The 25,108-nt window shown below is 67.0% G+C and carries 21 protein-coding genes; 14 read left to right on the top strand and 7 right to left on the bottom strand.

The features are described from left to right. From VB738_RS14590 to VB738_RS14580, 3 genes are all read right to left on the bottom strand, one after another. Window positions 1–138, bottom strand: a 138-nt coding sequence (locus VB738_RS14590; RefSeq protein WP_323306436.1) for a Rho termination factor N-terminal domain-containing protein, incomplete at its 3' end; no start/stop codon positions are given. Window positions 139–359: 221 nt separating this feature from the next. Next, window positions 360–1,124, bottom strand: coding sequence for a phycobilisome rod-core linker polypeptide (locus VB738_RS14585; protein WP_323306432.1), 765 nt, complete (start codon window positions 1,122–1,124; stop codon window positions 360–362). A 117-nt stretch (window positions 1,125–1,241) separates the two neighbouring features. Beyond that, window positions 1,242–1,862 carry a phycobiliprotein lyase gene (locus tag VB738_RS14580; RefSeq protein WP_323306431.1) on the bottom strand — a complete coding sequence of 207 codons (621 nt, stop codon included), beginning with the start codon at window positions 1,860–1,862 and terminating at the stop codon, window positions 1,242–1,244. Between the two features lie 31 nt (window positions 1,863–1,893). Between VB738_RS14580 and VB738_RS14575 the strand changes: the two genes are divergently transcribed. Continuing rightward, a complete protein-coding gene (locus tag VB738_RS14575) occupies window positions 1,894–2,862 on the top strand; it encodes a DMT family transporter (RefSeq protein WP_323306430.1) in 969 nt (322 codons plus the stop codon). Here VB738_RS14575 and VB738_RS14570 read toward each other — a convergent pair. Then, on the bottom strand, window positions 2,822–3,196 hold the full coding sequence (locus VB738_RS14570) for a hypothetical protein (protein ID WP_323306429.1): 375 nt from the start codon (window positions 3,194–3,196) through the stop codon (window positions 2,822–2,824). The two genes, VB738_RS14575 and VB738_RS14570, sit on opposite strands and share 41 nt — an antisense overlap. 3 nt (window positions 3,197–3,199) lie before the next feature. Continuing rightward, a complete protein-coding gene (gene sufR, locus VB738_RS14565; protein ID WP_323306428.1) occupies window positions 3,200–3,910 on the bottom strand; it encodes an iron-sulfur cluster biosynthesis transcriptional regulator SufR in 711 nt (236 codons plus the stop codon). Between the two features lie 213 nt (window positions 3,911–4,123). On the opposite strand from sufR, the gene VB738_RS14560 reads away from it, so the two are divergent. The 10 genes from VB738_RS14560 to VB738_RS14515 all read left to right on the top strand — a co-directional run bounded on the left by VB738_RS14560 (window position 4,124) and on the right by VB738_RS14515 (window position 17,901). Further along, window positions 4,124–4,489, top strand: a complete 366-nt coding sequence (locus VB738_RS14560) for a ferredoxin-thioredoxin reductase catalytic domain-containing protein (protein WP_106222794.1) — start codon at window positions 4,124–4,126, stop codon at window positions 4,487–4,489. A 16-nt stretch (window positions 4,490–4,505) separates the two neighbouring features. Continuing rightward, window positions 4,506–5,948: a Fe-S cluster assembly protein SufB gene (gene sufB / locus VB738_RS14555; RefSeq protein WP_323306427.1), complete on the top strand. Its 1,443-nt coding sequence runs from the start codon at window positions 4,506–4,508 to the stop codon at window positions 5,946–5,948. A 72-nt stretch (window positions 5,949–6,020) separates the two neighbouring features. Further along, window positions 6,021–6,824: a Fe-S cluster assembly ATPase SufC gene (gene sufC, locus VB738_RS14550; RefSeq protein ID WP_323306426.1), complete on the top strand. Its 804-nt coding sequence runs from the start codon at window positions 6,021–6,023 to the stop codon at window positions 6,822–6,824. A gap of 1 nt (window position 6,825) precedes the next feature. After that, entirely contained in the window at window positions 6,826–8,106 is a 1,281-nt protein-coding gene (gene sufD, locus VB738_RS14545) for a Fe-S cluster assembly protein SufD (protein WP_323306425.1), read from the top strand. Window positions 8,107–8,129: 23 nt separating this feature from the next. Then, complete coding sequence (locus tag VB738_RS14540; RefSeq protein ID WP_323306435.1) at window positions 8,130–9,410, top strand: SufS family cysteine desulfurase; 1,281 nt, start codon at window positions 8,130–8,132, stop codon at window positions 9,408–9,410. 170 nt (window positions 9,411–9,580) lie between these two features. Then, window positions 9,581–11,590 (top strand): autotransporter outer membrane beta-barrel domain-containing protein, encoded by a 2,010-nt coding sequence (locus VB738_RS14535; protein WP_323306424.1) that lies wholly within the window; start codon window positions 9,581–9,583, stop codon window positions 11,588–11,590. A 602-nt stretch (window positions 11,591–12,192) separates the two neighbouring features. Then, window positions 12,193–14,049: a hypothetical protein gene (locus tag VB738_RS14530; RefSeq protein ID WP_323306423.1), complete on the top strand. Its 1,857-nt coding sequence runs from the start codon at window positions 12,193–12,195 to the stop codon at window positions 14,047–14,049. 600 nt (window positions 14,050–14,649) lie between these two features. Further along, window positions 14,650–15,432: a DNA alkylation repair protein gene (locus VB738_RS14525; protein WP_323306422.1), complete on the top strand. Its 783-nt coding sequence runs from the start codon at window positions 14,650–14,652 to the stop codon at window positions 15,430–15,432. 270 nt (window positions 15,433–15,702) lie between these two features. Beyond that, window positions 15,703–17,010, top strand: coding sequence for an alpha/beta hydrolase (locus VB738_RS14520; protein WP_323306421.1), 1,308 nt, complete (start codon window positions 15,703–15,705; stop codon window positions 17,008–17,010). A 33-nt stretch (window positions 17,011–17,043) separates the two neighbouring features. Then, window positions 17,044–17,901, top strand: coding sequence for an ABC transporter six-transmembrane domain-containing protein (locus VB738_RS14515; protein ID WP_323306420.1), 858 nt, complete (start codon window positions 17,044–17,046; stop codon window positions 17,899–17,901). A gap of 291 nt (window positions 17,902–18,192) precedes the next feature. On the opposite strand, the gene VB738_RS14510 is transcribed toward VB738_RS14515, so the two are convergent. Then, on the bottom strand, window positions 18,193–18,900 hold the full coding sequence (locus tag VB738_RS14510) for a class I SAM-dependent methyltransferase (RefSeq protein ID WP_323306419.1): 708 nt from the start codon (window positions 18,898–18,900) through the stop codon (window positions 18,193–18,195). Between the two features lie 93 nt (window positions 18,901–18,993). Here VB738_RS14510 and VB738_RS14505 point away from each other — a divergent pair, with 93 nt between their 5' ends. From VB738_RS14505 to mtnA, 3 genes are read left to right on the top strand one after another with little or no spacing between them, the layout of a single operon-like run. Next, the gene (locus VB738_RS14505; protein WP_323306418.1) at window positions 18,994–21,831 is read left to right on the top strand and encodes a cyclic nucleotide-binding domain-containing protein; all 2,838 of its coding nucleotides are present in this window, start codon (window positions 18,994–18,996) and stop codon (window positions 21,829–21,831) included. A 6-nt stretch (window positions 21,832–21,837) separates the two neighbouring features. Continuing rightward, window positions 21,838–23,481, top strand: coding sequence for an amidase (locus VB738_RS14500; RefSeq protein WP_323306417.1), 1,644 nt, complete (start codon window positions 21,838–21,840; stop codon window positions 23,479–23,481). A gap of 13 nt (window positions 23,482–23,494) precedes the next feature. Beyond that, complete coding sequence (gene mtnA, locus VB738_RS14495) at window positions 23,495–24,607, top strand: S-methyl-5-thioribose-1-phosphate isomerase (protein WP_323306416.1); 1,113 nt, start codon at window positions 23,495–23,497, stop codon at window positions 24,605–24,607. A 7-nt stretch (window positions 24,608–24,614) separates the two neighbouring features. Here mtnA and VB738_RS14490 read toward each other — a convergent pair whose 3' ends face one another. Continuing rightward, the gene (locus VB738_RS14490) at window positions 24,615–25,034 is read right to left on the bottom strand and encodes a cytochrome c oxidase assembly factor Coa1 family protein (protein ID WP_323306415.1); all 420 of its coding nucleotides are present in this window, start codon (window positions 25,032–25,034) and stop codon (window positions 24,615–24,617) included. Between the last annotated feature and the right edge of the window lie 74 nt (window positions 25,035–25,108).

The raw sequence follows: 25,108 nt of genomic DNA, 5'->3' as shown, positions 1-25,108 counted from the left end.
CCGCTCGAGGCTGCGCCCCTCACCCTCCTCCACCTGGCGGGTGCTGATGGCCTCCACCAGCTCCTCCTTGGACTTGCGGCTGTAGAGCGAGACGCCGAGGTCGCTGGCGATCTGCCGCAGCTGGCGCAGCGTCATCATCGCCAGGGAGGTCAGCGTCTTCTGGCTCACAACATCAGAATTCGTTTGGGATCAGTCTGGAGGACCTTTCCGGCTTTGGGCAGGAGCGGTCGCCCGTGGTCAGCATCCACTGACGGCCAGTGGCGCGGCCGATCCCCCCCGCCCCAGGCGCTCACACAAAAAATCCCCTGCAGCTGTGACGCTGCAGGGGTGGCGAAATCGGAGGCCGGCGAGGGCCGCGCTCAGCGGCCGATGCTGCGGTAGGGCACCTTGGAGAGGTAGTCCATGCCCGTGTTGCCGGCGGCAGCGCTGCCGACGCCGCGCAGGGCGGGCAGGGTGCGGACCCATGGCAGGTAGTCCTGCGGGAAGCCGCCGCGGCGCTGCTGGGCACGCTCGGGGAAGCTGCGGGACTTGCCGGTGTAGACGATCTGGGGGAAGCCCAGGATGCCCCGGTAGTAGGACTCGTAGCGGGGGGAGGTGATGTTGAAAGGGGTTTCGCCCACCTCGCGGGAGCCCACCACCCGGTTGCGGTGGTAAGGGACGGTGTCGTAACCGAAGGCGTTCAGGTACTCCTCGGAGTCGAGGATGGCGTCCACCGCGCCCTTGACCCCTTTGGTCATGATCACGGCGGACCAGGCGATTTCCTCGGCCTTGCCGTGGACCGGGCGCCCCAGCAGCTTCTCGACCAGGTGGCGGGCCACCCGGTAGTTGCTGTTGAGGTTGTAGAAGCTGCGGTTGAAGGTGTCCGACAGGCACAGGGAGCGGATGAAATCCCGCACCGTGATCTGTCCGTCCCGCAGCTGGCACTCAAGGGTGCGGTCGCGGTCGACCTTGAAGGCATGGAAGAAGATCTGGCGGTAGGCCGCTTCGATCACGAAATTCTGATCTTCCCGGTCCATGGCCTTGTCCATGGACACGGCCTTGGGGTCCTCGTCGGAACCCACCCGGAACGGCGCAACGCGCGAGTTCTGGGAGGTGGGGGCGTACTTGAGGAGTGGAAGAGCCACGCGTGGTCCGGCATCCGTCGTTGGGGATCGTAGAAGTAGGGCCCCGGCGGCCCCGGGCCCGGGAGGGCAGGGCTCACAGTCCGTAACGTTGGCGACACAACACCAACGCGGTCTCCGTCACCAGCCCAGGGCCGACAGGCAGGCGGTTTCGGGGCTCGCCGGGGTGCCCGTGGCGTCGGCGTCGATGCCGCTCGCGCCGGCCGCCCCGTCGGCGATGCGGGTCTCGACGCAGAAGGAGGCGGTGTTGGAGAGGCCCTCAACGGTGCTGGTGCGCAGGCGCACGTCGGGCCCGGCGAAGCTGAAGCGCTCCAGGCTGTTCATCGTTTCGTAGCTGGTGGTGAGCAGCAGGCCGTCCCGGTCGTCCATGGCGAAGTGGCCGGCCACCGGCGCCGTTTCGGCGTAGCCGCGGTCGCGCAGCAGCAGGCCGCTGCGGCCCCGTTCATCGGTGGGGATCAGGCCGAAGACGCTTTCGCCCTCGTGGGCCTCGCCGGCCTTGTCCCAGGCCATCGAACCGCTCCAGCGCACCCGGCAGCCGCCCACCAGGCCGGCGGGATCCTGGCCGTGCAGGACGGCGATGGCCTCCAGGCGCGGATCGGCCGCCTCCAACTCCACCACTTCAATGAAGGAGCCGCCCGCCTCGGCGCGGCGGTGCAGCAGGTGGTGGCTGCTGCGCTGGGAGCGCCAGCGGCCGCAGCTGAGCCGGAAGAAGCTGATGGCGTCGGCGATGGATCCGCTCAAGGGGGCCTCAGGCGATGGGCGCGATCAGGCGATGATCGCAACTCTCCCACCCTCCCGCGGCCCCTTGTCCGCCGCCCCCGTCGCCGCCGCCCTGGCGGCTGCCTTCTGCTGGGCCTTCTCAAGCCTGCTCTGGCGCCGGCTGCCCACCTCCCTCTCGGCCGCCCGGCTGAACCTGCTCAAGAACCTGCTGGCGGTGGCGCTGCTGCTGCCGCTGGCCCTCGTGCTGCCGTGGCGGATGGCGCCGCGCTCGCTGCTGTTGCTGGCCCTCAGCGGCGTGCTGGGGATCGCCGTGGGGGACACGCTGTTCTTTGCGGCCCTGCGGCGGCTGGGCACCCGGCGCACCCTCACGATCGATGCCGGTGGTCCGGCGGTCACCAGCCTGGCGGGGGTGGCGCTGCTGGGGGAGGTGCCCCGGCCGGCCCAGTGGCTGGGGATTGGGCTGATCACCCTGGCGGTGCTGCTGGTGGTGCACCAGCGCGCCCCCCGGCAGGACGGGCCTGAGGGGGGGCCGCCTCCGGGCGGTGATGGGGCGGGCAGCGATCGGGCGGCCGCTGACGGGACCGGGGTGGCCCTGGCCCTCGGGGCCCTCGCCTGTGGCAGCGGCGGGGCGTTGCTGGCGCGGGCGGGACTGCTGGCCGGCGGGCCGGAGCCGCTGCAGGCGGCCACCCTGCGGCTGGCGGCGGCGGCGCTGGTGATGCTGCCGCTGCTGGCGGGGCTGCCGCGGGCCGTGCAGGGGCCACGGCCGGCCGGGCGCCGCTGGCCCCTGGCCCTGGCCGCCACCCTGCTGGGCACCAGCGCCGGCATCGCCCTGCAGCAGACCGCCCTGGCGGGCCTGCCGGGGGGGCTCGCCGTGGCGCTGCTGTCGACGGCGCCGGTGATGGCCCTGCCCCTGGCGGTCCTGGAGGGGGACCGGCCCGGCTGGCGGGGGGCGCTGGCCGCCGTCGCCGCCCTGGCCGGGGTCAGCCTGGTGGCGGGTCTGGCGGGGCTGCCGGGGGCCTGAGGCGCCGGTCGGCCTCGCCGGTGGCCCAGTGGATCAGGTCGGCCAGGTCGAGGGCGAGGGGGTCCCGGCCGGCGTCGGCGGCGATGGCCGCCAGCTGGGCGGCCACGTGCCCCATCTGGGTGAGGAAGGCATCCTCGAAGCCGGCATCGGCGGCGATCAGCGGCTGGGCGGCGGCCCAGGCCGCCACTTCCGCGTCTGGCGGGAGCGCGCCGGCCTGGCGCCCGGCGATGGCCTGCAGGGTGCGCAGGCCATGGGCCAGGAGCCGCAGGTGGTGGCGCTCCAGGGTGGGCAACAGGGTGGCCTCCAGCTCCTGCAGCTCCTCAGGGCTGAGCACGGCTCAGGGGCCCGGGGTGGGGCCGGTGGCCACGGGGCTCCCGGTGACGGGGGCGATGCGGAAGCCGCAGCTGTGGCCCCCCTCCAGGCGCCAGTGGACCCGCTCGACGGCACAGTCGGGGAAGGTGTGGCGGATCAGGCGCAGCTCCTGGTCGCAGACCACCGGGTATTGCTCGGCGATCCGCATCACCGAACAATGGAATTCGCTGATCACCCAAGCGGCGGGATCGTCGTCGCGGCGGCATTCGGCCACGTAGCCCTCCTTGCGGCGCAGCTCCACCAGGCGCTCGATCCGCTGGTGCAGGGGGCCGCTGCCGATCTGGCGGCGGTAGTCGGCCGCCTTCTCCTCGGCCTGCTGGCGGAGCACGAGCTCCAGGGTGGCGGCCGGCAGGCTTTCGGTGAGGGTGTGGAGCAGGCCGAGAGCGAAGGTCTCGCTGCCGTCGGGGAAGCGGCCCTGGCCCAGGGCGGTGAGGTGCCAGACGTTGCTGGGGCGGCCGGGGCCCTCGTGGGGCGCGCTGGCTTCCACCAGGCCGTCGTCCTCGAGGCTGCGCAGGTGGCGGCGCATCACCTGGACCGACACACCGAGGGCGGCCGCCAGCTGGCCGGCCGTCGCCTCACCCTCCCGCAGCAGCACCGAGAGGGCCGCTTCCCGGGTGGGATGGCTTCCCTCGGCGGGAACGACCGGAAGGCCGCGGGACTGGGCGGGGGCGCTCATGACGGGCGTCTGACCAAAACGACGGTCATCAGACCAAAACACCATGCCACGCGTGACGGGGGATTGGGGGCCCGGCGGTGGTGCCCGCCGGGGCGTCACAATGACTTCTCCATGCCGTCAACGGACCCCGCCTGTGCCTTAGGCTCCCGCAGTAACGAAGCCAAAGTGTTTCGTTATTCGATCCACCGGTGCGCGCTACCCGACGCTCTGCCCATGACCGACGCCTCCACCACGACGACCCCCGCAGCCGGTGCCGAAAGCCTGGAGGTGATCCGCCGTTTCGCGGAAACCTACGCCCAGCGCACCGGCACCTACTTCTGCAGCGACCCGGGGGTCACCGCCGTGGTGCTCGAGGGTCTGGCCCGCCACAAGGACGAGCTGGGTGGCGCCCTCTGCCCCTGCCGCCACTACGAAGACAAGGAGGCTGAGGTGGCCCAGGCGTTCTGGAACTGCCCCTGCGTGCCGATGCGGGAGCGCAAGGAGTGCCACTGCATGCTCTTCCTCACCGAGGACAACCCCTTCCGGGGCGAGCTCCAGACCATCAGCCTCGAAGACGTCCAGTCCCTCACCGCCGGCTGAACCGGCCCCCTTCCCCATGGCGAGCAGCGCAACCGTCGGCGATCTGGTGAGCCAGCCGTACAAGTACGGCTTCGTCACCGACATCGAAACCGAGAAGATCGCCAAGGGCCTCAGTGAGGATGTGGTGCGGCTGATCTCCGCCAAGAAGAACGAGCCGGCCTTCCTGCTCGACTTCCGCCTGCGCTCGTACCGCCAGTGGCTGCAGATGGAGGAGCCCGACTGGGCGACCCTGGGCCATCCGCCGATCGACTACCAGGAGATCATCTATTACGCGGCGCCCAAGCAGCAGGAGAAGAAGGCCAGCCTCGATGAGGTGGATCCGAAGCTGCTGGAAACCTTCGACAAGCTCGGCATCCCCCTGAGCGAGCAGAAGCGCCTCTCCAACGTGGCCGTGGATGCGGTGTTCGACAGCGTCTCGATCGCCACCACCTACCGGGAGAAGCTGGCCGAGCACGGCGTGATCTTCTGCTCGATCAGCGAGGCGGTGAAGGACCACGCCGACCTGATCGAGAAGTACCTCGGCACGGTGGTGCCCGGCAACGACAACTACTTTGCCGCCCTCAACTCGGCGGTGTTCAGCGACGGCTCCTTCGTGTTCATCCCGAAGGGCGTCGAGTGCCCGATGGAGCTCTCCACCTACTTCCGCATCAACTCCGGCGACACCGGCCAGTTTGAGCGCACCCTGATCGTGGCCGAGGAAGGGGCGTCGGTGAGCTACCTGGAGGGCTGCACGGCGCCGATGTTCGACACCAACCAGCTGCATGCGGCGGTGGTTGAGCTGGTGGCCCTCGACGACGCCTCGATCAAGTACTCCACCGTCCAGAACTGGTATGCGGGGGATGAGAACGGCAAGGGCGGCATCTACAACTTCGTCACCAAGCGGGGCCAGTGCCGTGGCGACCGCAGCCACATCAGCTGGACCCAGGTGGAAACCGGCTCGGCGATCACCTGGAAGTACCCCAGCTGCGTGCTGCAGGGGGCCGATTCGGTCGGCGAGTTCTACTCAGTGGCCCTCACCAACAACCGCCAGCAGGCCGACACCGGCACCAAGATGATCCACGTGGGCCCCCGCACCCGCTCCACGATCGTGAGCAAGGGGATCAGCGCGGGCCACTCCTCCAACAGCTACCGGGGGCTGGTGCAGCTGGGCCCCAAGGCCGTGGGCGCCCGCAACTACAGCCAGTGCGATTCGATGCTGATCGGCGACCAGGCCGCCGCCAACACCTATCCCTACATCCGCTCCCAGCAGCCGGAGGCCCGCATCGAGCACGAGGCCAGCACCTGCCGCATCTCCGCCGACCAGCTCTTCTATCTGCAGAGCCGGGGGATCGCCTTCGAGGAGGCGGTGTCGATGATGGTGAGCGGCTTCTGCCGCGACGTGTTCAACCAGCTGCCGATGGAGTTCGCCGCCGAAGCCGACAAGCTGCTGGCCCTCAAGCTCGAGGGTTCGGTCGGCTGATCCCGGCCCACGGCCACCCCGGCCGCCCAACGCTTCTTTCCCTGTCCGTTCCCTGCCCTTTTCTCCCCCGCCGTGATCCGCCCCGACGCTCCCGTACTGCTTGAGATCCGTGATCTCACGGCCCGCGTGGAGGACCAGCCCATCCTCAAGGGGGTGTCCCTGACGATCCGCGCCGGTGAGATCCATGCGGTGATGGGCCGCAACGGCAGCGGCAAGAGCACCCTCTCCAAGGTGCTGGCGGGCCACCCGGCCTACACCGTCACCGGAGGCACCGTTCTTTACAAGGGCGAGGATCTGCTGAGCCTGGAGCCGGAACTGCGGGCCCGGGCCGGCCTGTTCCTCGGCTTCCAGTACCCGGTGGAGATCCCCGGGGTGAGCAACCTGGAGTTTCTGCGGGTGGCCACCAACGCACGCCGCGCCGGCAAGGGGGAGGAGGAGCTCGACACCTTCGCCTTCGAGGACCTGGTGCGCGAACGGCTGCAGGTGGTTCAGATGGATCCGGCCTTCCTGGAGCGCAGCGTCAACGAGGGCTTCTCCGGCGGCGAGAAGAAGCGCAACGAGATCCTGCAGATGGCCCTGCTCGAACCCCTGGTGGCGGTTCTCGACGAGACCGACTCCGGCCTCGACATCGATGCCCTGCGCATCGTGGCCGGTGGCGTGAACCACCTGGCCGGCCCCGACAACGCCACCCTGCTGATCACCCACTACCAGCGGCTTCTGGATGTGATCACCCCCGATTACGTGCACGTGATGGCGGCGGGCCGGATCCTGCGCACCGGCGGCAAGGAGCTGGCCCTGGAACTGGAAGAACGCGGCTACGACTGGGTCGACGCCGAACTGGTGGCCACCGAGCGCACGCCGGCGGAGGTGGGCTGAGATGGTGGCCGCTTCGCTCTCCACCCCCACCGCGGCTGCGGGCGCCGCCCCGGGCGGCTGGATCGCCGCCCTGCTGGCGAACGCCGGCGGTGTCGCCTCCGCTGGCGCCGATGCCCTGGCGGCCAGCCGCACGCGGGCGGCCCAGGCCCTGGCGCAGACCCCGCTGCCCTCACGGCGTGCGGAGGCCTGGCGCTTCACCGACCTGGCGCCCCTCACCGCCCTGAGCCCCACCCTGCTCAGCCCCGCCCCTGCCGCCCAGCCTGAGACGGCCGCGGGCAGCCTGCGGCTGAGCCTGGATGGCCACAGCGATCCCCTGGCCGGGATCTCCCTGCCGGCGGGCCTGGAGCCCATCAGCGGCGACGAACTGAACGAAACCCTGGGCCAGGTGCTGGCCGCCACCGGCAGCGCCGAGCTGTGGCCGGTGCTGCTCAACGGCGCCACGGCGCGCCACGTGCTGGCCCTGCGGGTGCGCGGCCCGGTTGCCACCACCCTGGAGCTGGTGAGTGACGCCGGCGCCGGCGAGGGGATCCTGCCCCTGCGGCTGCTGCTGGTGCTGGAACCCGATGCCTCCATTGAGATCCTGCAGGTGCACCGCAGCGGCGGCGCCAACCTCACCAGCGTGGTGCTGGAGGCCCGGCTGGGCGAGGGCGCCGAGCTGCGCCACGGCCTGCTGGCCTCCGGCGCCGACACCAGCTGCCTGCTGGCCACGGTGGCGGTGGAGCAGGCCACGGGCAGCCGCTTCAGCGGCGTGAGTGCCCACGGCGGCTGGGCCCTGGGGCGGCTGGAGCCGCGGCTGGTGCAGCGGGCGGGGGCGGCCCACAGTGCCCTCAAGGCCCTGCAGCTGGCGGACGGCCGCCAGATCAGCGACACCCACAGCCAGATGGTGTTCGAAGGCCCCGACGGGCGGCTGGTGCAGCTGCACAAGGCGGTGGCGGACGGCCAGGGCCGCAGCGTGTTCAACGGCGCCGTGCAGGTGCCGCGCCTCGCCCAGCGCACCGATGCGGCCCAGCTGAGCCGCAACCTGCTGCTGTCGGATCGGGCCCGGATCGACACCAAGCCCGAGCTGGAGATCGTGGCCGACGACGTGCGCTGCGCCCATGGCGCCACCGTGAGCCGGCTGGAGCAGGACGAACTCTTCTACCTGCAGAGCCGCGGCATCGCCGCCGACCAGGCGGCCCGGCTGCTGTTGCGCGGCTTCTGCGAGGAGGTGCTGCAGGAACTCCCTGAGGCCGCCCGGCCGTGGCAGCCTCTGGCCAGCTTGCTGGGGGAGCAGGGACGATGACACCGACCTCCACCAACTCGCCGATGGTCGCGGCGCCGCCGCTGGCGGGCACCCCGGTGGTGGCCGACCTGGCGGTGCAGACGCGCCCCGATTTCCCCCTGCTGGCCCAGACGGCCTGCCTGGGGCAGCCGCTGATCTACCTGGATTACGCCGCCACGAGCCAGAAGCCGCGCCAGGTGCTGGAGGCGCTGCAGCAGTACTACAGCCTCGACAACGCCAATGTGCACCGCGGCGCCCACCAGCTGAGCGCCCGCGCCACCGACCATTTTGAGGCGGCCCGGGGCAAGGTGGCCAGCTTCATCGGTGCCGCCAGCGCCCGGGAGATCGTGTTCACCCGCAACGCCAGCGAGGCGATCAACCTGGTGGCCCGCACCTGGGGTGACGCCAACCTGCGGGAGGGCGATGAGGTGCTGCTGTCGGTGATGGAGCACCACAGCAACCTGGTGCCCTGGCAGCTGCTGGCGGCCCGCACGGGTTGCGTGCTGCGCCATGCGGGCGTGACCGAGAGCGGCGAGCTGGATCTGGAGGACCTCAAGGCCAAGATCAGCGATCGCACCAGGCTGGTGAGCCTGGTGCACATCAGCAACACCCTGGGCTGCCTCAATCCGATCGACGCGGTGGCTGAGCTGGCCCACGGGGCCGGCGCCCTGCTGCTGGTGGATGCCTGCCAGAGCCTGCCCCACAAGCCGGTGGACGTCGCCGCCCTGGGGGCCGACTTCCTGGTGGGTTCCTCCCACAAGCTGTGCGGCCCGACGGGCATGGGCTTCCTCTGGGCCCACGAGGCGCTGCTGGAGGCGATGCCGCCATTCCTGGGCGGCGGCGAGATGATCCATGACGTGTACCTGGACCACAGCACCTGGGCCGACCTGCCCCACAAGTTCGAAGCCGGCACGCCGGCGATCGGTGAGGCGATCGGCATGGGCGCCGCCCTCGATTACCTGCAGAACCTGGGCATGGAGCGCATCCACGCCTGGGAGCAACAGCTCACCCGGCGCCTGTTCGAGCGGCTGCAGGCCATCGACGGCGTGCGGATCCTGGGGCCCACGCCCGACCAGCAGCCTGATCGGGCTGCCCTGGCGGCGTTCAGCGTGGACGGGCTGCACGCCAACGACATCGCCGCCCTGCTGGATTCGGCGGGTGTGTGCATCCGCAGCGGCCACCATTGCACCCAGCCCCTGCACCGCCATTACGGCCTGGCCAGTTCCGCCCGCGCCAGCCTGGGCTTCACTACCACCCCCGATGAGATCGACCGCTTCGCTGAGGAGCTGGAAGGAACGATCGGGTTTCTGAGGGAGCACAGCTGAAGGGGTGGCGTCAGCCTCGCCCTGCCGTCCTGGTTGTGTGGATCAGGGAGTTCTGACTTGGGGGTGTTAAGAAGCCAGTCGATGATGCTATAGACGCCCGAATTTTTCGTTTCGGTTCGGCCGCATTGATTGAATTGATTCGTGGGGGAAGCTGGCCTGGCGTTGGGCGCATGGCGACCGGATGTTTAGCGCTCTCCCTGTTGGCAGAAAGTCCAAAAGCTGGCGCTCAGGATCGTGGAAATCTGATTCAGAACGGGGGTTTTGAAACTCAGGTACCTGCGCTCCCTATCCCGCCGGATCCTCCGGGTCCGCCTACGGGGTCCTTCTTCAGGCAGATTGATGCTTCACAAGTTCCCCCTTGGAGCACATCAGCCTCTGATAACAAGATAGAGCTCTGGTCTTCAGGCTTCAGTGCTTCATCTGGCGGACCTGTCTTTACCATCGCGCCAGCTCAGGCCACTGCCGCAGGCGATGTGTTTTTCCCCGTCGGCGGCGGTAACTTCTTTGCCGAACTGAATGCCACGCGACCAAGCACCCTTTCACAAACAGTGACTTTGGGGAGAACAGGAGTTTTATCCTATTCCTTCTGGCATCGTGGACGGGCTGGTGCCGATACGATGAAGCTGGATGTGCAAGTCCTCAAGGATGGAGTATGGACGACTGTGCGTTCTGATACCTATCAGACCGGCCAAGCCTGGACGAACTACGTACAGAAAAATATCTTGATTGGTGAAGCTGGCCAGCAATTTCGTTTTGCCTACACCGCCGAGTCGACGGCAACTGGAAATCTCAGCATTGGCAACTTCATTGATAACGCAGCCTTTGGCTTGCTGGAGTTTTCCCAACCTGAGCCAGAGTTGCCTGATCCCTTTGAACCTCCCACCACTGGCGAGGTGACGCCGGAGGCAGTCGTCGAGGCCGTGACAGGCGAGTTAACACCGGAGGCGGTCGTCGAGGACTTGTCAAATTCATTCGCCGCCACTCTTTCCCCTCAAGCCATCGTTTCGGGCTTCTTCCCTCGCAATACCGATGCGGCTCCGGCGGGCATTCAGAAGATGCTCAACGACTCTGCAATGGCTGTACTGAACAGTACATTGGATGTTGAACCTCTTCAAATTCCACTGTGTAGAGGCTCAGAGCCCAATCCACAGCGATATGTGGATTCGGAGAAAGCGTTGGCTCAAGCCAAGGCGGAATGCGAGAAACAACCTGGCCCAAAGTCTGTTCACGCCCCTGACAAACGTTTCACCTTTGCCGATCAACCTAACGACTTCTACGGAGAACGCCGGAGGCTCAGGGCCTGGGTACGTGGTTTCAGTACATCCCTGACGAACATCGATAATCCGGGCCTGGGAAACTGGGTCAATCGTGCAGACAGCCGTGGCGGTGCATCACTTTTCGGGCTTGAAAAGTCATTGTCTCCCAGCACGCAATTGGGTGTCTATGGCTCGGTTGGATCGTTGTCCGTCATTCAGACGGGAAATGGCGGAGGTAGCTGGTCTCCCACGGCCTATGGAGTCGGCCTTTATGGCAGGTGGTCACCGGGCCCCTACTTCATCGGTGCGCTGGCAGGCTACGGCACGTTCAGTGGCAGCCAGACACGAGGCATTCAACTGGACAGCTCTGCGCTCTCAGCGTCCGGCCAGAAATCGGCAGAGAGCTTCACGGCTGCCTTGGTCACAGGAAGACGAATTAACCTGAGCCGAAACACGCTGCTGACGCCTTCTCTCAATCTGAGCTGGAGTGGGATTAACGAGCACGCCTTTGTAGAAACTGGTGGCGAACTCAGCGGTGGCAACACGAGCATCAACGTCTTTAATTTAAACTATCTCCCCAACAATACAAGTTGGACCAATCTCGATCTAGGTGTCTCCATTGCGCAAACCGTCCGTCAAGGTACAACGTTGATTGTGCCCAGTGCACGGCTGAGTTGGTTTGGGACATGGAGGACAGGTGGCAATGACCAGGTGGTGGACTACCCCTTTTCTTCTCGACAAGTGCAAGTCCCTGGGGCGTGGCTCAATCGCAGTGGTCTGAGAGTCGCCTTGGGCCTGAATGTGGCCACCCGCCACAACCTGGCCGTGTACCTCCGAGGCGTGGCCGATTTCGGCTACGACAGTCGCGAGAATGGAGCCCTGGCTGATTACGGGATCAATGGAGGTCTGACCATCCCATTCTGAGAGGCTGGATCGATTCGGCCCTTGAAGCGCGGCTGGAGGCGATGCCGCCGTTCCTGGGGGACGGCGAAACGCCCGATAATTGAGGCCGTCTTCGGCAAGTGGGTCAGATTGGCGATGCGCCTGGCCGGGTCGGTTGCCAGGGCAGGTATGGTCTCGATGATGATCACCCTCACGTCTCCCTGGCCGCACTGCTGGGAAAGTCGTCAGTGATCGCGGGCTTTACAGACAAAGCACCGGATCTTGCCGAAGTCGGCACCGGCGGTTACCAGGTTGTTCGGGGGGGGGGTCAGGGCTGATCGACAAGGAAGCACTCGATCAGTGCAGCGTGGGGGGGTTGATGGTGGAGTGGGTGCCAGCGAAGGGTGTCGGGGAGGATCCTACGAAAAACCAAGTGCCTGGAGGCATTGGCAGGGCCTGTCTAATCAGGCAGCTGAACATCCCAGAAAGGCATAGAGAAGCCGGTCGCCACGTCGATGAACAAGTAAGCAAGACTCAGCCCCAAGAACCAAGCCAAAGATGAACATATATGACTGAGCGCACTGATTTTACTCGCAAAGGCGAAGGGGATTGGCAGAAAGGAAGAAGAAGACGCGGCTACCTGGATGACGTCACTGAACTGCAGAAATCTGGTCTATTTCATTGGTGGCCTTCGTCGCCCGACAAGCAGTGGAAAGAGCGGAATCGACATCATGGCCGAAGCCGTTGCTGGAAGAGTCCCAGCAGGCACACATTGCGAACTTCATCGGTATTGTCAATCGACCAATGCTCGCAAGTTCTCACACAAGCAAGGAACCACCATACCGGTCTTTACATCCCTAACTGCTGAAGAGCATGCACACCAGCTGAGTATGGCCATTCAGGCAAAAATAGAAGAGCTCAAACCAGAAAATCTCATTCTTGTCGCCCATAGCTCAGGATCTGCTGTCCTGCGTCGTGCCATCGCCGCGATCGTGAGCTCAAAGATAGACCATGAGCATCACGTGGGGCATAGAAGCTGGACCTCAGTCCTAAAGCACATCGTTCATATCGGTGGCATGACAACTGGGTGGGAATTCAACAGTGAAGTTCCCAAGCTCTTTCTTTGGCTTGGTCCTATGGTAAGACCATTCTGTCCACATTGGTTTCCATGGCAGATCTACAAAGGCTCCAGGTTCATCACGGAGACGCGCATCGCATTGAATCGACAGTACGACCGCCATAGAGAGGCCAAGCCAATCCAGCCCCAAGAAGACTATCTGCTGGGAACAAAGGATGAATACCTAACGCCTGCCGATGCGATTGAGGTTGGAGGGGTTGTCGTTGGCGACAACCCAAAATACATTGAGGTGGCAGGATGTACCCATTCAAGCATTCTAAGCGGCAAAAGCGGCGAGGCAAACCTGGCTGTCGCGACATTTATTTCGCAAGTACTCTTCACCGATGGACAAGATCTCCCGGCAGGGCTTCGGCGGATTGAGGCTGATGACATTGATGATTATTTAGATCCTCTGGACAATGAGCCAGCGCGTCGAGACGTTAAGGTTGACCATGTGATTATTGTGCTGCACGGGATACGGGATGGCGGCATGTGGGCAAAACGGATAGGAAACGCGATTAAGGAAATATGTCGCAGTAAGCCTGGCGATAAAGAATCGAGAAGTGTGAGGGTTGTCTCCCCGACATACGGATACTTCAGCCTTTGGGACTTTGTGAGGCCTGGCGGCCGTAGAAGAGCAGTTGATTGGTTCCAGGACACTTACGCGAATGTATGCGCTCTTTATCCATCCGCCAAAATTAGTTTTCTGGGACATAGCAATGGTACCTATCTCGGGACTCAGGCTTTGCAATGTCAAAATCTTGACTACAGATGTATGATTCTCGCAGGGAGTGTGGTCAGGCGAGATTTCTGGGTGAATAGCAACACTGGGAAAGAGTGGAAGCAGCGAGTCTCGCGCCTGTTTAACTTTCGCTCTTTAGATGATTGGATTGTCGCCCTGCTTCCTGGGGGATTAGAGGTGCTGCCATTGCTTGGCAGGTGGATGAACCTTGGTGGCGGAGGTGCCTATGGGTTCAGAGGGCTTGAGGAGGATAGGGAGCAACGCACGATCAAAGGTGGACATGGTGCGGCCATTGAGGCTGATACTTGGGAGCAGCTGGCACGATTTCTCAGTATCGATACCGATAAGCTGATGAATCAGAGCATACCTGAGATGAAAGGGCATCTAGCGCCTGTCAATCCAGGAGATGAGCCCCTGCTATGGGCTGTCAACAGATTCTTGAACTTGACCAAGATTGTGAGAATTCTGGGGGGACTTCTCATCCTTGCTGCTGTCTTTGTCTGCTTCTTGCCCATTCTACTTCCTCTTTGGGTAGTCGTAGGCCTGCCTTCACCGTGCATCTTGCTCGACTATCCGATGGCGTCGATGCTGGTGATCGTTCTCGCCTCGGCAACATCATTCAGCTGTCTTAAGAATATCTGACATGTCCGAATCTATGAAGCACCTGCCATCTGAGATTCATCAGTGCTTCTCTGCTGAGAGAAAATGCCGACATGGTTGAAGCCTGTTGATTGCTTACTTGCCCACGGCAGTGTCGCTCCCAGTCCACCCTTGCTCACAGCACCATTGCCTGGCCAAAGATTTCGTCGCGAATCAGGGGATGCGGGGATGTCTGTTCTGTGCCATGAGCCGAGCAACCGAGCAGGTCTTCATGAGCCGGGCAGTGGCCTGGTTCATCGGCCGGGGGATTGAGTGACGCCTGTTGCTCAGCGACCACGGTTCGGCCTACAAGTCCCATGGCTGGTGAACAGCCTGGCAGGCTTTGCGATCGAAGGTGAAGATGAATAAGCTCTAGATCCCTCGTGCCAACGGCACGGCCGAGCGGTTCATCACAACCCTGCTTGAGGAGTGGGCATGCAGCCTATCCACTTCACCTCAAGCGGCTGGCTTGGCCAGGCATGATGAACATCCTGGTGGAACGCACATCAAGACATTGTCATGGACAGGCCCCCCTTGACGCCTCGAGCACCCACACTTCCACCCGCACCACGCTCCATTCAGAAGGGCACGCCCCTGAAACACTTGCTGGGCCAGGAGGCCATTGCGTATCTGGCGAACAACATTCAGTATGTAGATCCAGACTTTCCGGTTCGCCGATTCTCTGAATCTGCACTGCCAGGGATTGAGCACCTGTCCATCATGCAGAGAGGACTGCATATTGCCAGGGCGCTTCACGCCGTCCTGCCTGGAGACTACGTGGAGGCGATCAGAATTCTCATGGCGTCCTTGACGCCCGAGAAGTCAGAGGCAGACGAGATGGGGTTGGCTGGCTTCTTCTATCTGCCTCACAGCTTTTATATTTCTGAGTACGGGCAGGATGAGCAGCACAACAGCGGCAACGACCCTTTTGAGGCGTCAATGCTGGCGGTGCACGCCCTCACCACCCGCTTCACCTCGGAGTTCGCCATCCGAACCTTTCTGATCCAGCAGCAGGAGCGCACGCTGGACACTGTTTCCCAATGGATCAGTGACCCTAACCCCCATGTACGGCGCCTCTGCAGCGAGGGGACGCGGCCAAGGCTCCCCTGGGGCAAACGCATTGCTTCGTTTGTGGCCGATCCGAGGCCAACGTTGCCCATCCTTGAAGCTCTGAAGAACGATCCATCGCTCTACGTCCGCCGCAGCGTGGCCAACCACCTGGGTGATATCGCCAAAGACCATCCGGATCTCGTCTATGCCACCTGTGAGCGTTGGCTGCAGGACGGTGCCTCCACGGATCTGCAGTGGCTGATCCGCCATGCGGTTCGCTATCCAGCCAAGCAGGGCGATGCACGCGCACGGAAAATTCGAGCAGCCGCTTGCTAACATCCATTCGCTCTCCGTTGTGCTCTTCACGGGGCGCAGACATCAACTCCATTGCTCCGATTCGCTCTCCTGGCCATCGCTTTCGTTGCCACCGGTGGTTCCGCTCCTGCCGATGCAGCGCCCCGTGCGGCCAAGTTCGGGCCGGCATGGCAATTCGTTGACTGCAAGACCTTCGACGTTCCTGCGACCATCGCCGCCCAGTCGGATTGCGGTTACGTCACCGTCCCCGAGCAGCATGCCAAGCCCGAGGGACGCACCATCCAACTGGGCGTGGTCCGCACCCGCAGCACGGGAATTACTCCGGCGACCGATCCCCTGTTCGTGGAGCAAGGTGGCCCTGGGGATTCCACCATCGGCGACATTGCCAATGGAGCCCTGCCGAAGTACCCCGAACTCCCGGCTTTGCTGCAGGGCCGTGATCTGATCTTCGTGGAGGAGCGGGGCACCAGGTTCGCCAAGCCGTTCCTGTTCTGCCCTGAGCTCAACGCCCACAACATCGCCGTGGCGCAGGGGAAGCAGAACTACACCGATCCTGGCTGGATCAGGGCCTGTAACGCACGCCTGAAGGCCCAGGGGATCAATCCCAGCGCCTTCAACACCCGCGAGAATGCCGCCGATATCTACGCCGTCGCCGAGACGCTGGGCTATCCGGTCTTCAACTACTACGGCGTGTCCTATGGCACGTTGCTGGGCCAGTACGTGATTGCCCAGGCCGACAGGCACCGGCCGAAACTCCGCAGCGTGATCCTCGATGGCGTCGTGCGGCCGGATCTGGATTTCAATCTGGCCTCCAGTCACACGTTCAGTTATGCCCTGAGGAACGTGTTCCGTGCCTGCGCTCAGGACCCACAGTGCAACACGGCCTACCCGAATCTGGAGCAGACGTTTCTGGCGATCGTTGATCGGCTCAACCAGAAGCCCGTGCCCCTGACCCTCACCATTCCCTCCAGTCAGCAGACCTTCACCAGCCAACTCGACGGCAACGCGTTCATCACGGGCGTCGTGCCCTATCTGGCCCGGCCCTATTCCGGTGAATCCGCCCGCGGCAGTTCCCTGCCCCGGTTCATTGATGCCGCCAGCCAGGGCAACTTCGGTTGGATTACCGAATCCCTGTCGGATCTCGAACCGAAGGGGGCCCGGGAGATGTATCACACGGTCGTCTGTGCGCGGGGTCGGTCGGTGCGGCTCCAGCCCGCCCAGGTGCTGCCGCCGCCCTACCCGCAGCTGCTCCCCCTGGGCCTGCGCGAAGCCGAAGCGGTGAACAACGCCTGCGACGTGCTCCAGGTGGAGCAGAAACCTCCTTTCGTCTACAGAAATCCACAGATTCCCACCCTGGTGCTGAATGGCAGCGACGACCCGGTCACGCCAGCCCCCTACGGCGAAGCCGTGGCCAGCAACCTCACCACCGCCTACGTGTTCACCTTTCCCGGTGTCGGCCATGGGGCGCTGTTTGCGCCGCCGGGGATGGCCGCAGCCACCTGCGTGACCCAGATTGCCGTCGACTTTCTGGCCAACCCCAGGCAGGCGCCCGACAGCCGTTGTCTGGCCCAGGTCAGGCCGGCGTTCGTCGTGGAGTGATCGCTGCCAGGCTGGTGACGCCAGGGCCCGGTGATGCCGCAGACGCTCCTTTCCACCCTCTCCCCTGCTGAGCGGCTGTCGATCGCCGGCACCTACTCCCTGACGCTGCTGGAGAACCTCTGCATGCTCGCTTATCCGGCCATCACCGGCTGGGCGGTCGACGGGTTGCTGAAGGGCAGCTACCGGGGCCTGTCGGCCCTGATCACCGTGTGGCTCGTGCACCTGGTCACGGCCTTCGTGCGCCAGCGCTTCGACACCCGGGTCTTCATGGGCCTCTATGCCCGCCTGGCCGTGCGCACCGTGGCCGAGCAGCAGCGCCTCGGCCACGGCACCAGCATCGTGTCGGCGCGGGTCGAGATGATGCGGGACATGGTCGGCTTCTTCGAGGCCGACGTGCCGGCGATGTTCTCCCAAGTGGTGACCGTGCTCGGCTCGCTGGTGATGCTGTTCACCTACGACCTCGAGGCGGGATTCATCGCCATGGCGGTGCTGCTGCCGATGGGACTCGTCAACGCCTGGTACTGGCGGCGCGCCCTGCGCCTGCACCGCGGCCTCAACGACCAGATCGAGCGCGAGATCGCGGACATCGAGGCGGCGAGGCCGCTGCGCCTGCGGCGCCACTTCGGCCGCGTGCGTCGCTGGCATGTGCAGCTCTCCGACAGCGAGTCGTGGACCTGGACCGTGACGGAGCTCGCCACGATCATTGCCCTGGTGGTTCTCCTGATCGACTTCACCCGTTCAGCGAGCTTCAGCGCCGGCGCCATCTATGCCGTGCTTGCTTACGTGTTCGATTACCTTCAGGGCCTCGACAGCGCGCCGGCGCTGGTGAACAACGTCGCCCGGCTCCGCGACATCCGGGCGCGGCTGGGCAACGCTGAGGCGGCCGATTGAGCGGACTGGCCAGCTCATGGAGCGCACAGGCCACCTCGCCTAGGTTCATGTCTTGCCCCACCGGCTCCGGCGCGATGGCCACCACCCTGTGACCCCTGCTCGCTGCAGTCGCCCACGCACTTCCGTGCCGGACTGTATGGCCTCCTGAACGGATCTCTGCGTTTCGGCAGTGGTTTCGGACGCGTTGGCGATTGACCAGTCATCGTCTTCGGCTCTGCAGCGGCAGGAGCCAGCCTGTCTGTCGCGTTGCTGCTGATCGTGCGCAACATCGTCGGGCGTGAATGATGCTTGCTATGCCGCCGTCAGCACCGCCAGGGCTTCGGCCCGGTGGTCGCCCTGCCAGAGCCACTGCCACGTCCACCCGCAGGCTTCGGCGGTGCGGCGGATGGCGTCGCGATCGGCGGGGAAGTCGAACTGGCTGAGGTGATCGATCACCGGCTGCTGCTGCTCGGGTGCCAGCACGCCCCAGTCGCTGCGGATCCGGTCCACATAGCGCGCCACATAGGCCGGGCGGTCTTCCCCGGGCGGGCGGAACACGTCGGCCCAGAGGAACAGGCCGTTCGAGGCCAGATGGCGGCGGCAGAGACGCAGGAAGCGGGCCTTGTCGTCGTCGCTGAGGTGGTGAATGGCGAAGGCGGAATGGAGCAGGTCGACCGGTTCAGTTCCCGGTTCGGCTGCGGCCCAGGCCAGCAGATCCTGCTCCCGCCACCGGCAGGGGTAGGGCACCGGGCCCAGGGCGGCCGCCGCCCGGGGCAGCACCGGACCTGAGAGGTCCACGCCCAGGTAGGTTCCAAGGGGCAGGCCTCGCAGCAGCGGCGCCATCACGGCCAGGTCGCCGCAGCCCAGATCCACCATCCGGGGCGCCGCTGAGCCGGCCGGCCTTGCCGCCAGCCAGGCCTCCAGCGCCTGGCCCAGGGCCGCCGTTAGGGCCCGGTGCTGCATCAGGTCGTGGTCCACCACCGCCCGATAGGTGGCCCACTGGCGATCGAAGAAGTCCATCTGGTGGTGTCTGCGGGCGTCAGCCTCCACCGTGAGGATGGCAGCCCCTGGCCCCCGGCACCGCCAGCCAGTCAGGTCTTGGAGGCCATCGCTATGGTCAGCGCCACTTCGGCGCGGCGGCGCGAGTCAGCAGTGACGGAACGGCGGATGCATCTGGTGCGCTGGGCGCTCACCACCGGCTGGCTGCTGATCATTCTCTCCCTCCTCTACGACCCGTTCACGCCCCGCTTCACCGCGCCCGACCACCCCTGGAGCCCCCTGCGGCTGCCGGAATCCTGTGTAACGGTGCAGGGCACCTGCCTGAGCGAGACCCCCTATCCCCTGGGCACCACGCTGTTCTGGGGCCTGGTGGTGCCCTCGGGGATCTTCATCCTGCTGGTGTTCGGCCATGAGGTGTGGCGGCGGATCTGCCCGCTCTCCTTTCTCTCCCAGATCCCCCGCGCCCTGGGGCTGCAACGCCAGATCGCCAGGGTGAACCCCAAGACGGGCGAGAAGCGGCTGCAGCTGGCCAAGGTGCCGGGCGATTCCTGGCTGGGCAAGCACTACTCCCGGCTGCAGTTCGGCTGGCTGTTCGTGGGCCTCTGCGGTCGCATCCTCTTCTTCAATGCCGACCGCCTGGTGCTCTTCGCATGGCTCAGCTTCACCATCGTCTGTGCCATCGCCGTGGGCTGGTTGTATGGCGGCAAGAGCTGGTGCCAGTACTTCTGCCCGATGGCACCGGTGCAGAGCGTTTTCTCCACCCCCACCGGCCTGCTGGGCAGCCGCGCCCACATGGCCAGCACGCCGATCACCCAGTCGATGTGCCGCACCGTCCAGCCCGACGGCAGTGAGCAGAGTGCCTGCGTGGCCTGCCAGCAGCCCTGCATCGACATCGACGCCGAGCGCCTCTACTGGGCCCGGCTGCCCAGCCCCGCCTTCGCCTTCGAGCGCTACGGGTACGTCGGCCTGGTGTTCGGCTACTTCGTCTACTACTACGTCTATGCCGGCAACTGGGAGTACTACTTCTCCGGCGTCTGGCTGCGCCAGGAGGACCAGCTGGCCCAGCTGCTGCGGCCGGGCTTCTTCCTGTTCGGCCAGCCGATCGACGTGCCCAGGCTGGTGGCGGTGCCCCTGTTCCTTGGGCTGTGCACCTGGCTCGGCACCCAGGCCGGCCGGGCGATCGAGTCGGCCCTGCGCCGCCGGGTACGGCGCCGCGGCGCCGAGCCCGATCGCGAGCGGATCCGGCACCGGGTGTTCGTGGTGGCCACCTTCCTGGTGTTCAACTTCTTCTTCCTGTTCGCCGGCCGCCCGCTGCTGCTGCTCGCCCCCGACTGGGTCCAGTACCTGTTCGAGGCGACCCTGGTGGCCGTCAGCACCCTCTGGCTCTACCGGGCCTGGGACCGCTCCCCCGATCTCTACGGCCGCGAGAACCTGGCCGAGCGCTTCCGCAAGCAACTCACCCGCATGGATCTGAATGTGGGGCTCTACCTCGACGGCCGCTCCCTGGCCGACCTGGGCACCGAGGAGGTGTACGTGCTGGCCAAGGTGCTGCCGGGCTTCACCGGCCAGAAGCGGCTCGAGGCCTACAAGGGCGTGGTGCGGGAAGCCCTGGAGGAGGGCTTCGTCAACGCCGCCAGCAGCCTGGAGGTGCTCAAGCAGATGCGCCTCTCCCTCGGCATCAGCGACGGCGAGCACCGCCAGCTGCTCGATGAGCTCGGCGTGGAGGATCCCGGTCTGCTCGATCCCGACAGCCGCCGCAGCCTGGAGGACCAGATCCGCCTCAGCGGCTACCGCAAGTCGCTGGAGCGGCTGATGCTGGTCCAGCGTCTCGGCAGCGGCCCGGTCACGCCCGGCCCGGATGGCGCCGTCCTGCAGTCCCTGCGGCGTGAGTACGGCATCTCCTCCCTTGAGGAGGAGCAGGTGCTCGACGACCTCTCCCCCGCCGCGGCGGCGACCCACAAGGTGGAACGGCTGCTGGAGCGGCTGCCGGCCCTCACCGACGGCTACCGGGCCCTGCACCAGAGCGCCCTGCGCCACCAGTCCGCCGTGCTGGCCCTGCTCGACGACCGGCTGCAGCGGCGCAAGGAGCTGACCCTGCGGGCGATCCTCGACGGCCTGGCCACCCTCCAGGAGGATCCGGCGGTGCCGGCCCTGGTGCAGCGGCTGCAGGCCATCGCCCCCCTGGAACTGCCGGAGCTGCTGCACCGGGAGGGTTGGGAGTCCCGCCTGCCGGCGGCCGTCGCCGAAACCCTCGCCCACCCCGGTGGCGAGGCCCCCTCCTGTTCCCTGGAGGTGCCCGTCGAAGAGACCCTCAGCTTCCTGGCCAGCCTGGCCGCCGATGCCAGCCCCACCCTCGCCGCCGCCGCCCTGTTCCTGACGGCCTGCCTCGATGCTGGCCGGGCCCGGTCGATGGCGGCCGCGCTGGGCGCGGTGGGGGCCCCGCCCCTGCTGCTCCAGACCGCCCGGGCGGTCGAGGCCCTCGACGGCCACCCCGAGCTGCGCGGGTTCCCGGAGCTGGAGAAGCGGGTGTTCCTGGCCACCAGCGATTTCTTCCGCCGCAGCGATGCCGACACCCTCGATGCCCTGGCCTCCCAGGCCGATGTGCGCGCCTTCGCCAAGGGGGAGCTGATCACCGAGGCGGGCGACACCTGCCGCGAGCTGCTGCTGCTGATCGAGGGCATCGCCCGGGTCCATCACCGGGACGGCGAGCGCACCTGGGTGAAGGATCTCCAGCCCGGCCGGGTGCTCGACGAGCTCCAGGTGCTCACCCACAGCGCCTCGGAGAGCACGATCGTGGCCGAGGCCGACGGCACCCGACTGCTGGCCGTGCCGGTGGACTCCTTCGATGCGGTGCTGGAGAGCGATTCCGACTTCGCCCGCCGGGTGCTGGAACTGGAGAGCGGCCAGCTGCAGCGGCTGATGCGGGCCGGCGGACCCTCCCCGGTGCGCTGAGGGGCCATGGGGATCGGCACGGGGCTGCTGCTGGCTGGGCTGGTCCTGCCGTTTCCGCCGGCGGCCCTGGCTGCGGCAGCGCCCGCGCCTGAGCTGGCCCCGCCCAGCTGCGAGGCCCGGATCCGGGCGGTGCAGGCGGAGATCCTGGGCCGCAACCTGGCCACCGGCTTAGGACCGCCGCTCAACGCCTTCCAGCAGCTCAATCCCTACGCCCTCGAGCAGGCCGCCGCCTTCGACCGCGCCCGGGCGGCGGGCGCCCCCGCCGGCCCCCTCGACTGCCTGCCGCTGGCGGTGAAGGACAACTTCGCCACTGCCGACCAGCCGATGGCGGCCGGATCCCTGGCCCTGCTGGGCAACCAGCCGGCGGCCGATGCCGAGGCGGTGGCCCGGCTGCGGGCCGCGGGGGCGATCGTGGTGGGCACCACCACCATGGATGAGTTCGCCTTCGGCATCCGCGGGCTGTCGGGGGCGGCGGGGCGGGTGGGAAACGCCTACGACCCCTGGCTCAGCCCGGGGGGCTCCTCCTCCGGATCCGCCGTGGCCGTCGCGGCCGGCTTCGTGCCCCTGGCCCTCGGCAGCGACAACTGCGGCTCCCTGCGCCTGCCGGCCGTCTACAACGGCGCCGTGACCCTGCGGCCCACCCAGGGGCGCTTCTCCAGCGCCGGCCTGCTGCCGCTCGGCTTCGTCAACGGCACCCCGGGGCTGATCGCCAACGGCACGGGCCTGCTGGCCCGGGGCCTGGCGGTGCTCGATCCCACCTGGCGGCCCGAGCAGGCGGTGGCCCCGGCGGATCTGCGCGGCCGGCGGCTGGCGGTGCTGGCCCGCGCCGGCGACCAGGACCTGGCGCCCACCACCGAGGCGGCGGCGGTGGCCCTGCGGCAGGCCGTGGCGCTGCTGCGGGCGGCCGGAGCGGAGGTGGTCGAGGCGATGGTGGTGCCGGGCCTCGACACCCGGCTGGGTTCGGATTTCGTCAAGGGCTCGGGGCGCCGCATCGACGCCCAGCTGGCCCGCTACCCCGGCAGCCGGCGCAGCTGGGACGACATCTGCGGCTCCGGCCGCCTGCCGCCGGAATGGACCCCGGCCGATTGCCGCAGCCTGATGGCCAGCGATCCGGCGGCGGAGGTGCGGGCGCGGCGGCGGATGGCCGCCAACCGCCGGCGGCTCGAGCAGGCCCTGGTGGCCCAGCGCCTCGACGGCCTGCTGCTGCTGAGCGACCGCCGCGGCGGCGCCCAGCGCGAGCCCTCGCCCGCCATCACCTGCATGGTGAGCAGCACCAGCGGCCTGCCGGCGGTGGCCCTGCCGGTGGCCGTCGATGGCCGCGGCCTGCCCGTGGGCCTGGAGATCCTCGCTGCCAGCGGCCGGGACGAGGACCTCGTCGCCATCGCCGCGCTGCTGGAGGCCCGCCGCGGGCCGCTGCCGGCCCCCCGGCCCGTGGCACCCCTGGCGTCCCCCCTGGATCTGGCCGGCCACAACCGGCTGGTGCCGCTGCTGGGCTGGAACGCCTGGCGCAGCCGCCGCGACGAGGCCCTCGGCGATCTCGAGCCCGCCCGCTTCCGCCGCCTCACCCGGGAGCTGCTGCGCCGTCCCGGTGATGGCGGAAAATCGGAGCCGGTGCCCAACCTGGCGCCCCCGGCCCCTGCGTCCCCATGACTCCCCCTTTCCGATGAACATCGACGGCAGGCCCTGGCGCACCATCTGGCTGGAGGAGGGCGGCCGCTCGGTGGGCGTCATCGACCAGACCCTGCTGCCGCACCGCTTCGTCACCCGCTCGCTCACCAGCGTCGAGGAGGCGGCCGAGGCGATCGTGACGATGGTGGTGCGGGGGGCTCCCCTGATCGGCGTCACCGGGGCCTACGGGCTGATGCTGGCCCTGCAGGCCGACCCCTCCGACGCCTCCCTGGCCGCGGCCTTCGCGCGCCTCGATGCCACCCGCCCCACCGCCATCAACCTGCGCTGGGCCCTGGAGCGGGTGCGGGCCGCCGTGCTGCCCCTGGCCCCGGAGCAGCGCGCCGAGGCGGCCAGGGCCGAGGCGGCCGCCATCGCCGAGGAGGACGTGGCCATGTGCGAGGCGATCGGCGACCACGGCCTGCGGCTGTTCCAGGAGATCGCCGCCCGGCGCCCGGAGCAGCGCCGCGGCCAGCCCCTGAACGTGCTCACCCACTGCAATGCCGGCTGGCTGGCCACGGTCGACTGGGGCACGGCCCTGGCGCCGATCTACAAGGCGCACCGCTCCGGCCTGCCGATTCACGTCTGGGTCGACGAGACCCGCCCCCGCAACCAGGGGGCCAGCCTGACGGCCTTCGAGCTGGGCCGCGAAGGGGTGCCCCACACCGTGATCGTCGACAACGCCGGCGGGCACCTGATGCAGCACGGCCAGGTGGATGCGGTGATCGTCGGCACCGACCGCACCACCCGCACGGGCGATGTCTGCAACAAGATCGGCACCTACCTCAAGGCCCTGGCCGCCCACGACAATGGCGTGCCCTTCTACGTGGCCCTGCCCGCCTCCACCATCGACTGGTCGATCGGCGACGGGGTGAAGGAGATCCCGATCGAGGCCCGCTCCCCCCTGGAGGTGACCCGCATCGCCGGCAAGCCCGCGGCAGGGGAGCCCACCAGCGTGCAGCTGGTGCCCGACGGCAGCGACGGCTTCAACCCCGCCTTCGATGTCACCCCCGCCCGGCTGGTGACGGCCCTGATCACCGAGCGGGGCGTGGCGCCGGCCAGTGAGGCGGGCCTCCAGGCCCTCTACGCCGCCCCGGCGGCCGCGGGCTGAGCCGGCTTCAGAGCGAGGGCCGCAGCAGGCTGATGGGTTCGCCGGGGCCGTCCGGCCGGACCGTCAGGGTGGAGTAGGTCCAGGTGCCGGCGCTCTGGCGGGCCTCCACGTAGAGGGTGCCGCTGGCTTTGGACCCCTGCAGGGGAATGGCCAGGTTGGCCTGGCCCGCGCCACCGGAAAGATTGACGCTGCCGGAGACCAGCAAGCCCCCGTTGATCGGCGCGCCCAGCCGACCGATCACCACCGGATCCTTCTGGGCCTTGGCCAGGGCCTGCTGGTACGGCGTGGTCGATTTGATCAGCCCGAACACGAGGCCGACGATCAGAGCGATGCAGCCGGCGAACCCGGCCACCCCCGTGAGGCAGCCGGCCGGCACCAGCCATTTCCAGTTGCGGGCCCACCAGTTGGGGGCAGGCGTGTTGTCCATGGGGCGACTCTGGCACCGGCAACCTGAGCCGCGCTGCTCCTCCGGAACGGGTTGGCTCGGCTGCCTTCTGGTTG

Origin of the sequence: Cyanobium gracile UHCC 0139, from assembly GCF_034931325.1 — a bacterium.
Classification (GTDB): Bacteria; Cyanobacteriota; Cyanobacteriia; order PCC-6307; family Cyanobiaceae; genus Cyanobium; species Cyanobium gracile_B.
Note: the sequence above shows the minus strand (reverse complement) of the source record. Positions and strands in the feature narration are given on the sequence as shown.

Bases quoted from the DNA above. Each gene is read 5' to 3' on its own strand.
- VB738_RS14540 (WP_323306435.1), top strand. From the start codon at position 8,130: ATGGTCGCGGCGCCGCCGCTGGCGGGCACCCCGGTGGTGGCCGACCTG.
- sufD (WP_323306425.1), top strand. From the start codon at position 6,826: ATGGTGGCCGCTTCGCTCTCCACCCCCACCGCGGCTGCGGGCGCCGCC.
- mtnA (WP_323306416.1), top strand. From the start codon at position 23,495: ATGAACATCGACGGCAGGCCCTGGCGCACCATCTGGCTGGAGGAGGGC.
- VB738_RS14575 (WP_323306430.1), top strand. From the start codon at position 1,894: ATGATCGCAACTCTCCCACCCTCCCGCGGCCCCTTGTCCGCCGCCCCC.
- VB738_RS14490 (WP_323306415.1), bottom strand. From the start codon at position 25,034: ATGGACAACACGCCTGCCCCCAACTGGTGGGCCCGCAACTGGAAATGG.
- sufR (WP_323306428.1), bottom strand. From the start codon at position 3,910: ATGAGCGCCCCCGCCCAGTCCCGCGGCCTTCCGGTCGTTCCCGCCGAG.
- VB738_RS14505 (WP_323306418.1), top strand. From the start codon at position 18,994: ATGGTCAGCGCCACTTCGGCGCGGCGGCGCGAGTCAGCAGTGACGGAA.
- VB738_RS14560 (WP_106222794.1), top strand. From the start codon at position 4,124: ATGACCGACGCCTCCACCACGACGACCCCCGCAGCCGGTGCCGAAAGC.
- VB738_RS14500 (WP_323306417.1), top strand. From the start codon at position 21,838: ATGGGGATCGGCACGGGGCTGCTGCTGGCTGGGCTGGTCCTGCCGTTT.
- VB738_RS14510 (WP_323306419.1), bottom strand. From the start codon at position 18,900: ATGGACTTCTTCGATCGCCAGTGGGCCACCTATCGGGCGGTGGTGGAC.
- VB738_RS14535 (WP_323306424.1), top strand. From the start codon at position 9,581: ATGGCGACCGGATGTTTAGCGCTCTCCCTGTTGGCAGAAAGTCCAAAA.
- VB738_RS14515 (WP_323306420.1), top strand. From the start codon at position 17,044: ATGCCGCAGACGCTCCTTTCCACCCTCTCCCCTGCTGAGCGGCTGTCG.
- sufB (WP_323306427.1), top strand. From the start codon at position 4,506: ATGGCGAGCAGCGCAACCGTCGGCGATCTGGTGAGCCAGCCGTACAAG.
- VB738_RS14530 (WP_323306423.1), top strand. From the start codon at position 12,193: ATGACGTCACTGAACTGCAGAAATCTGGTCTATTTCATTGGTGGCCTT.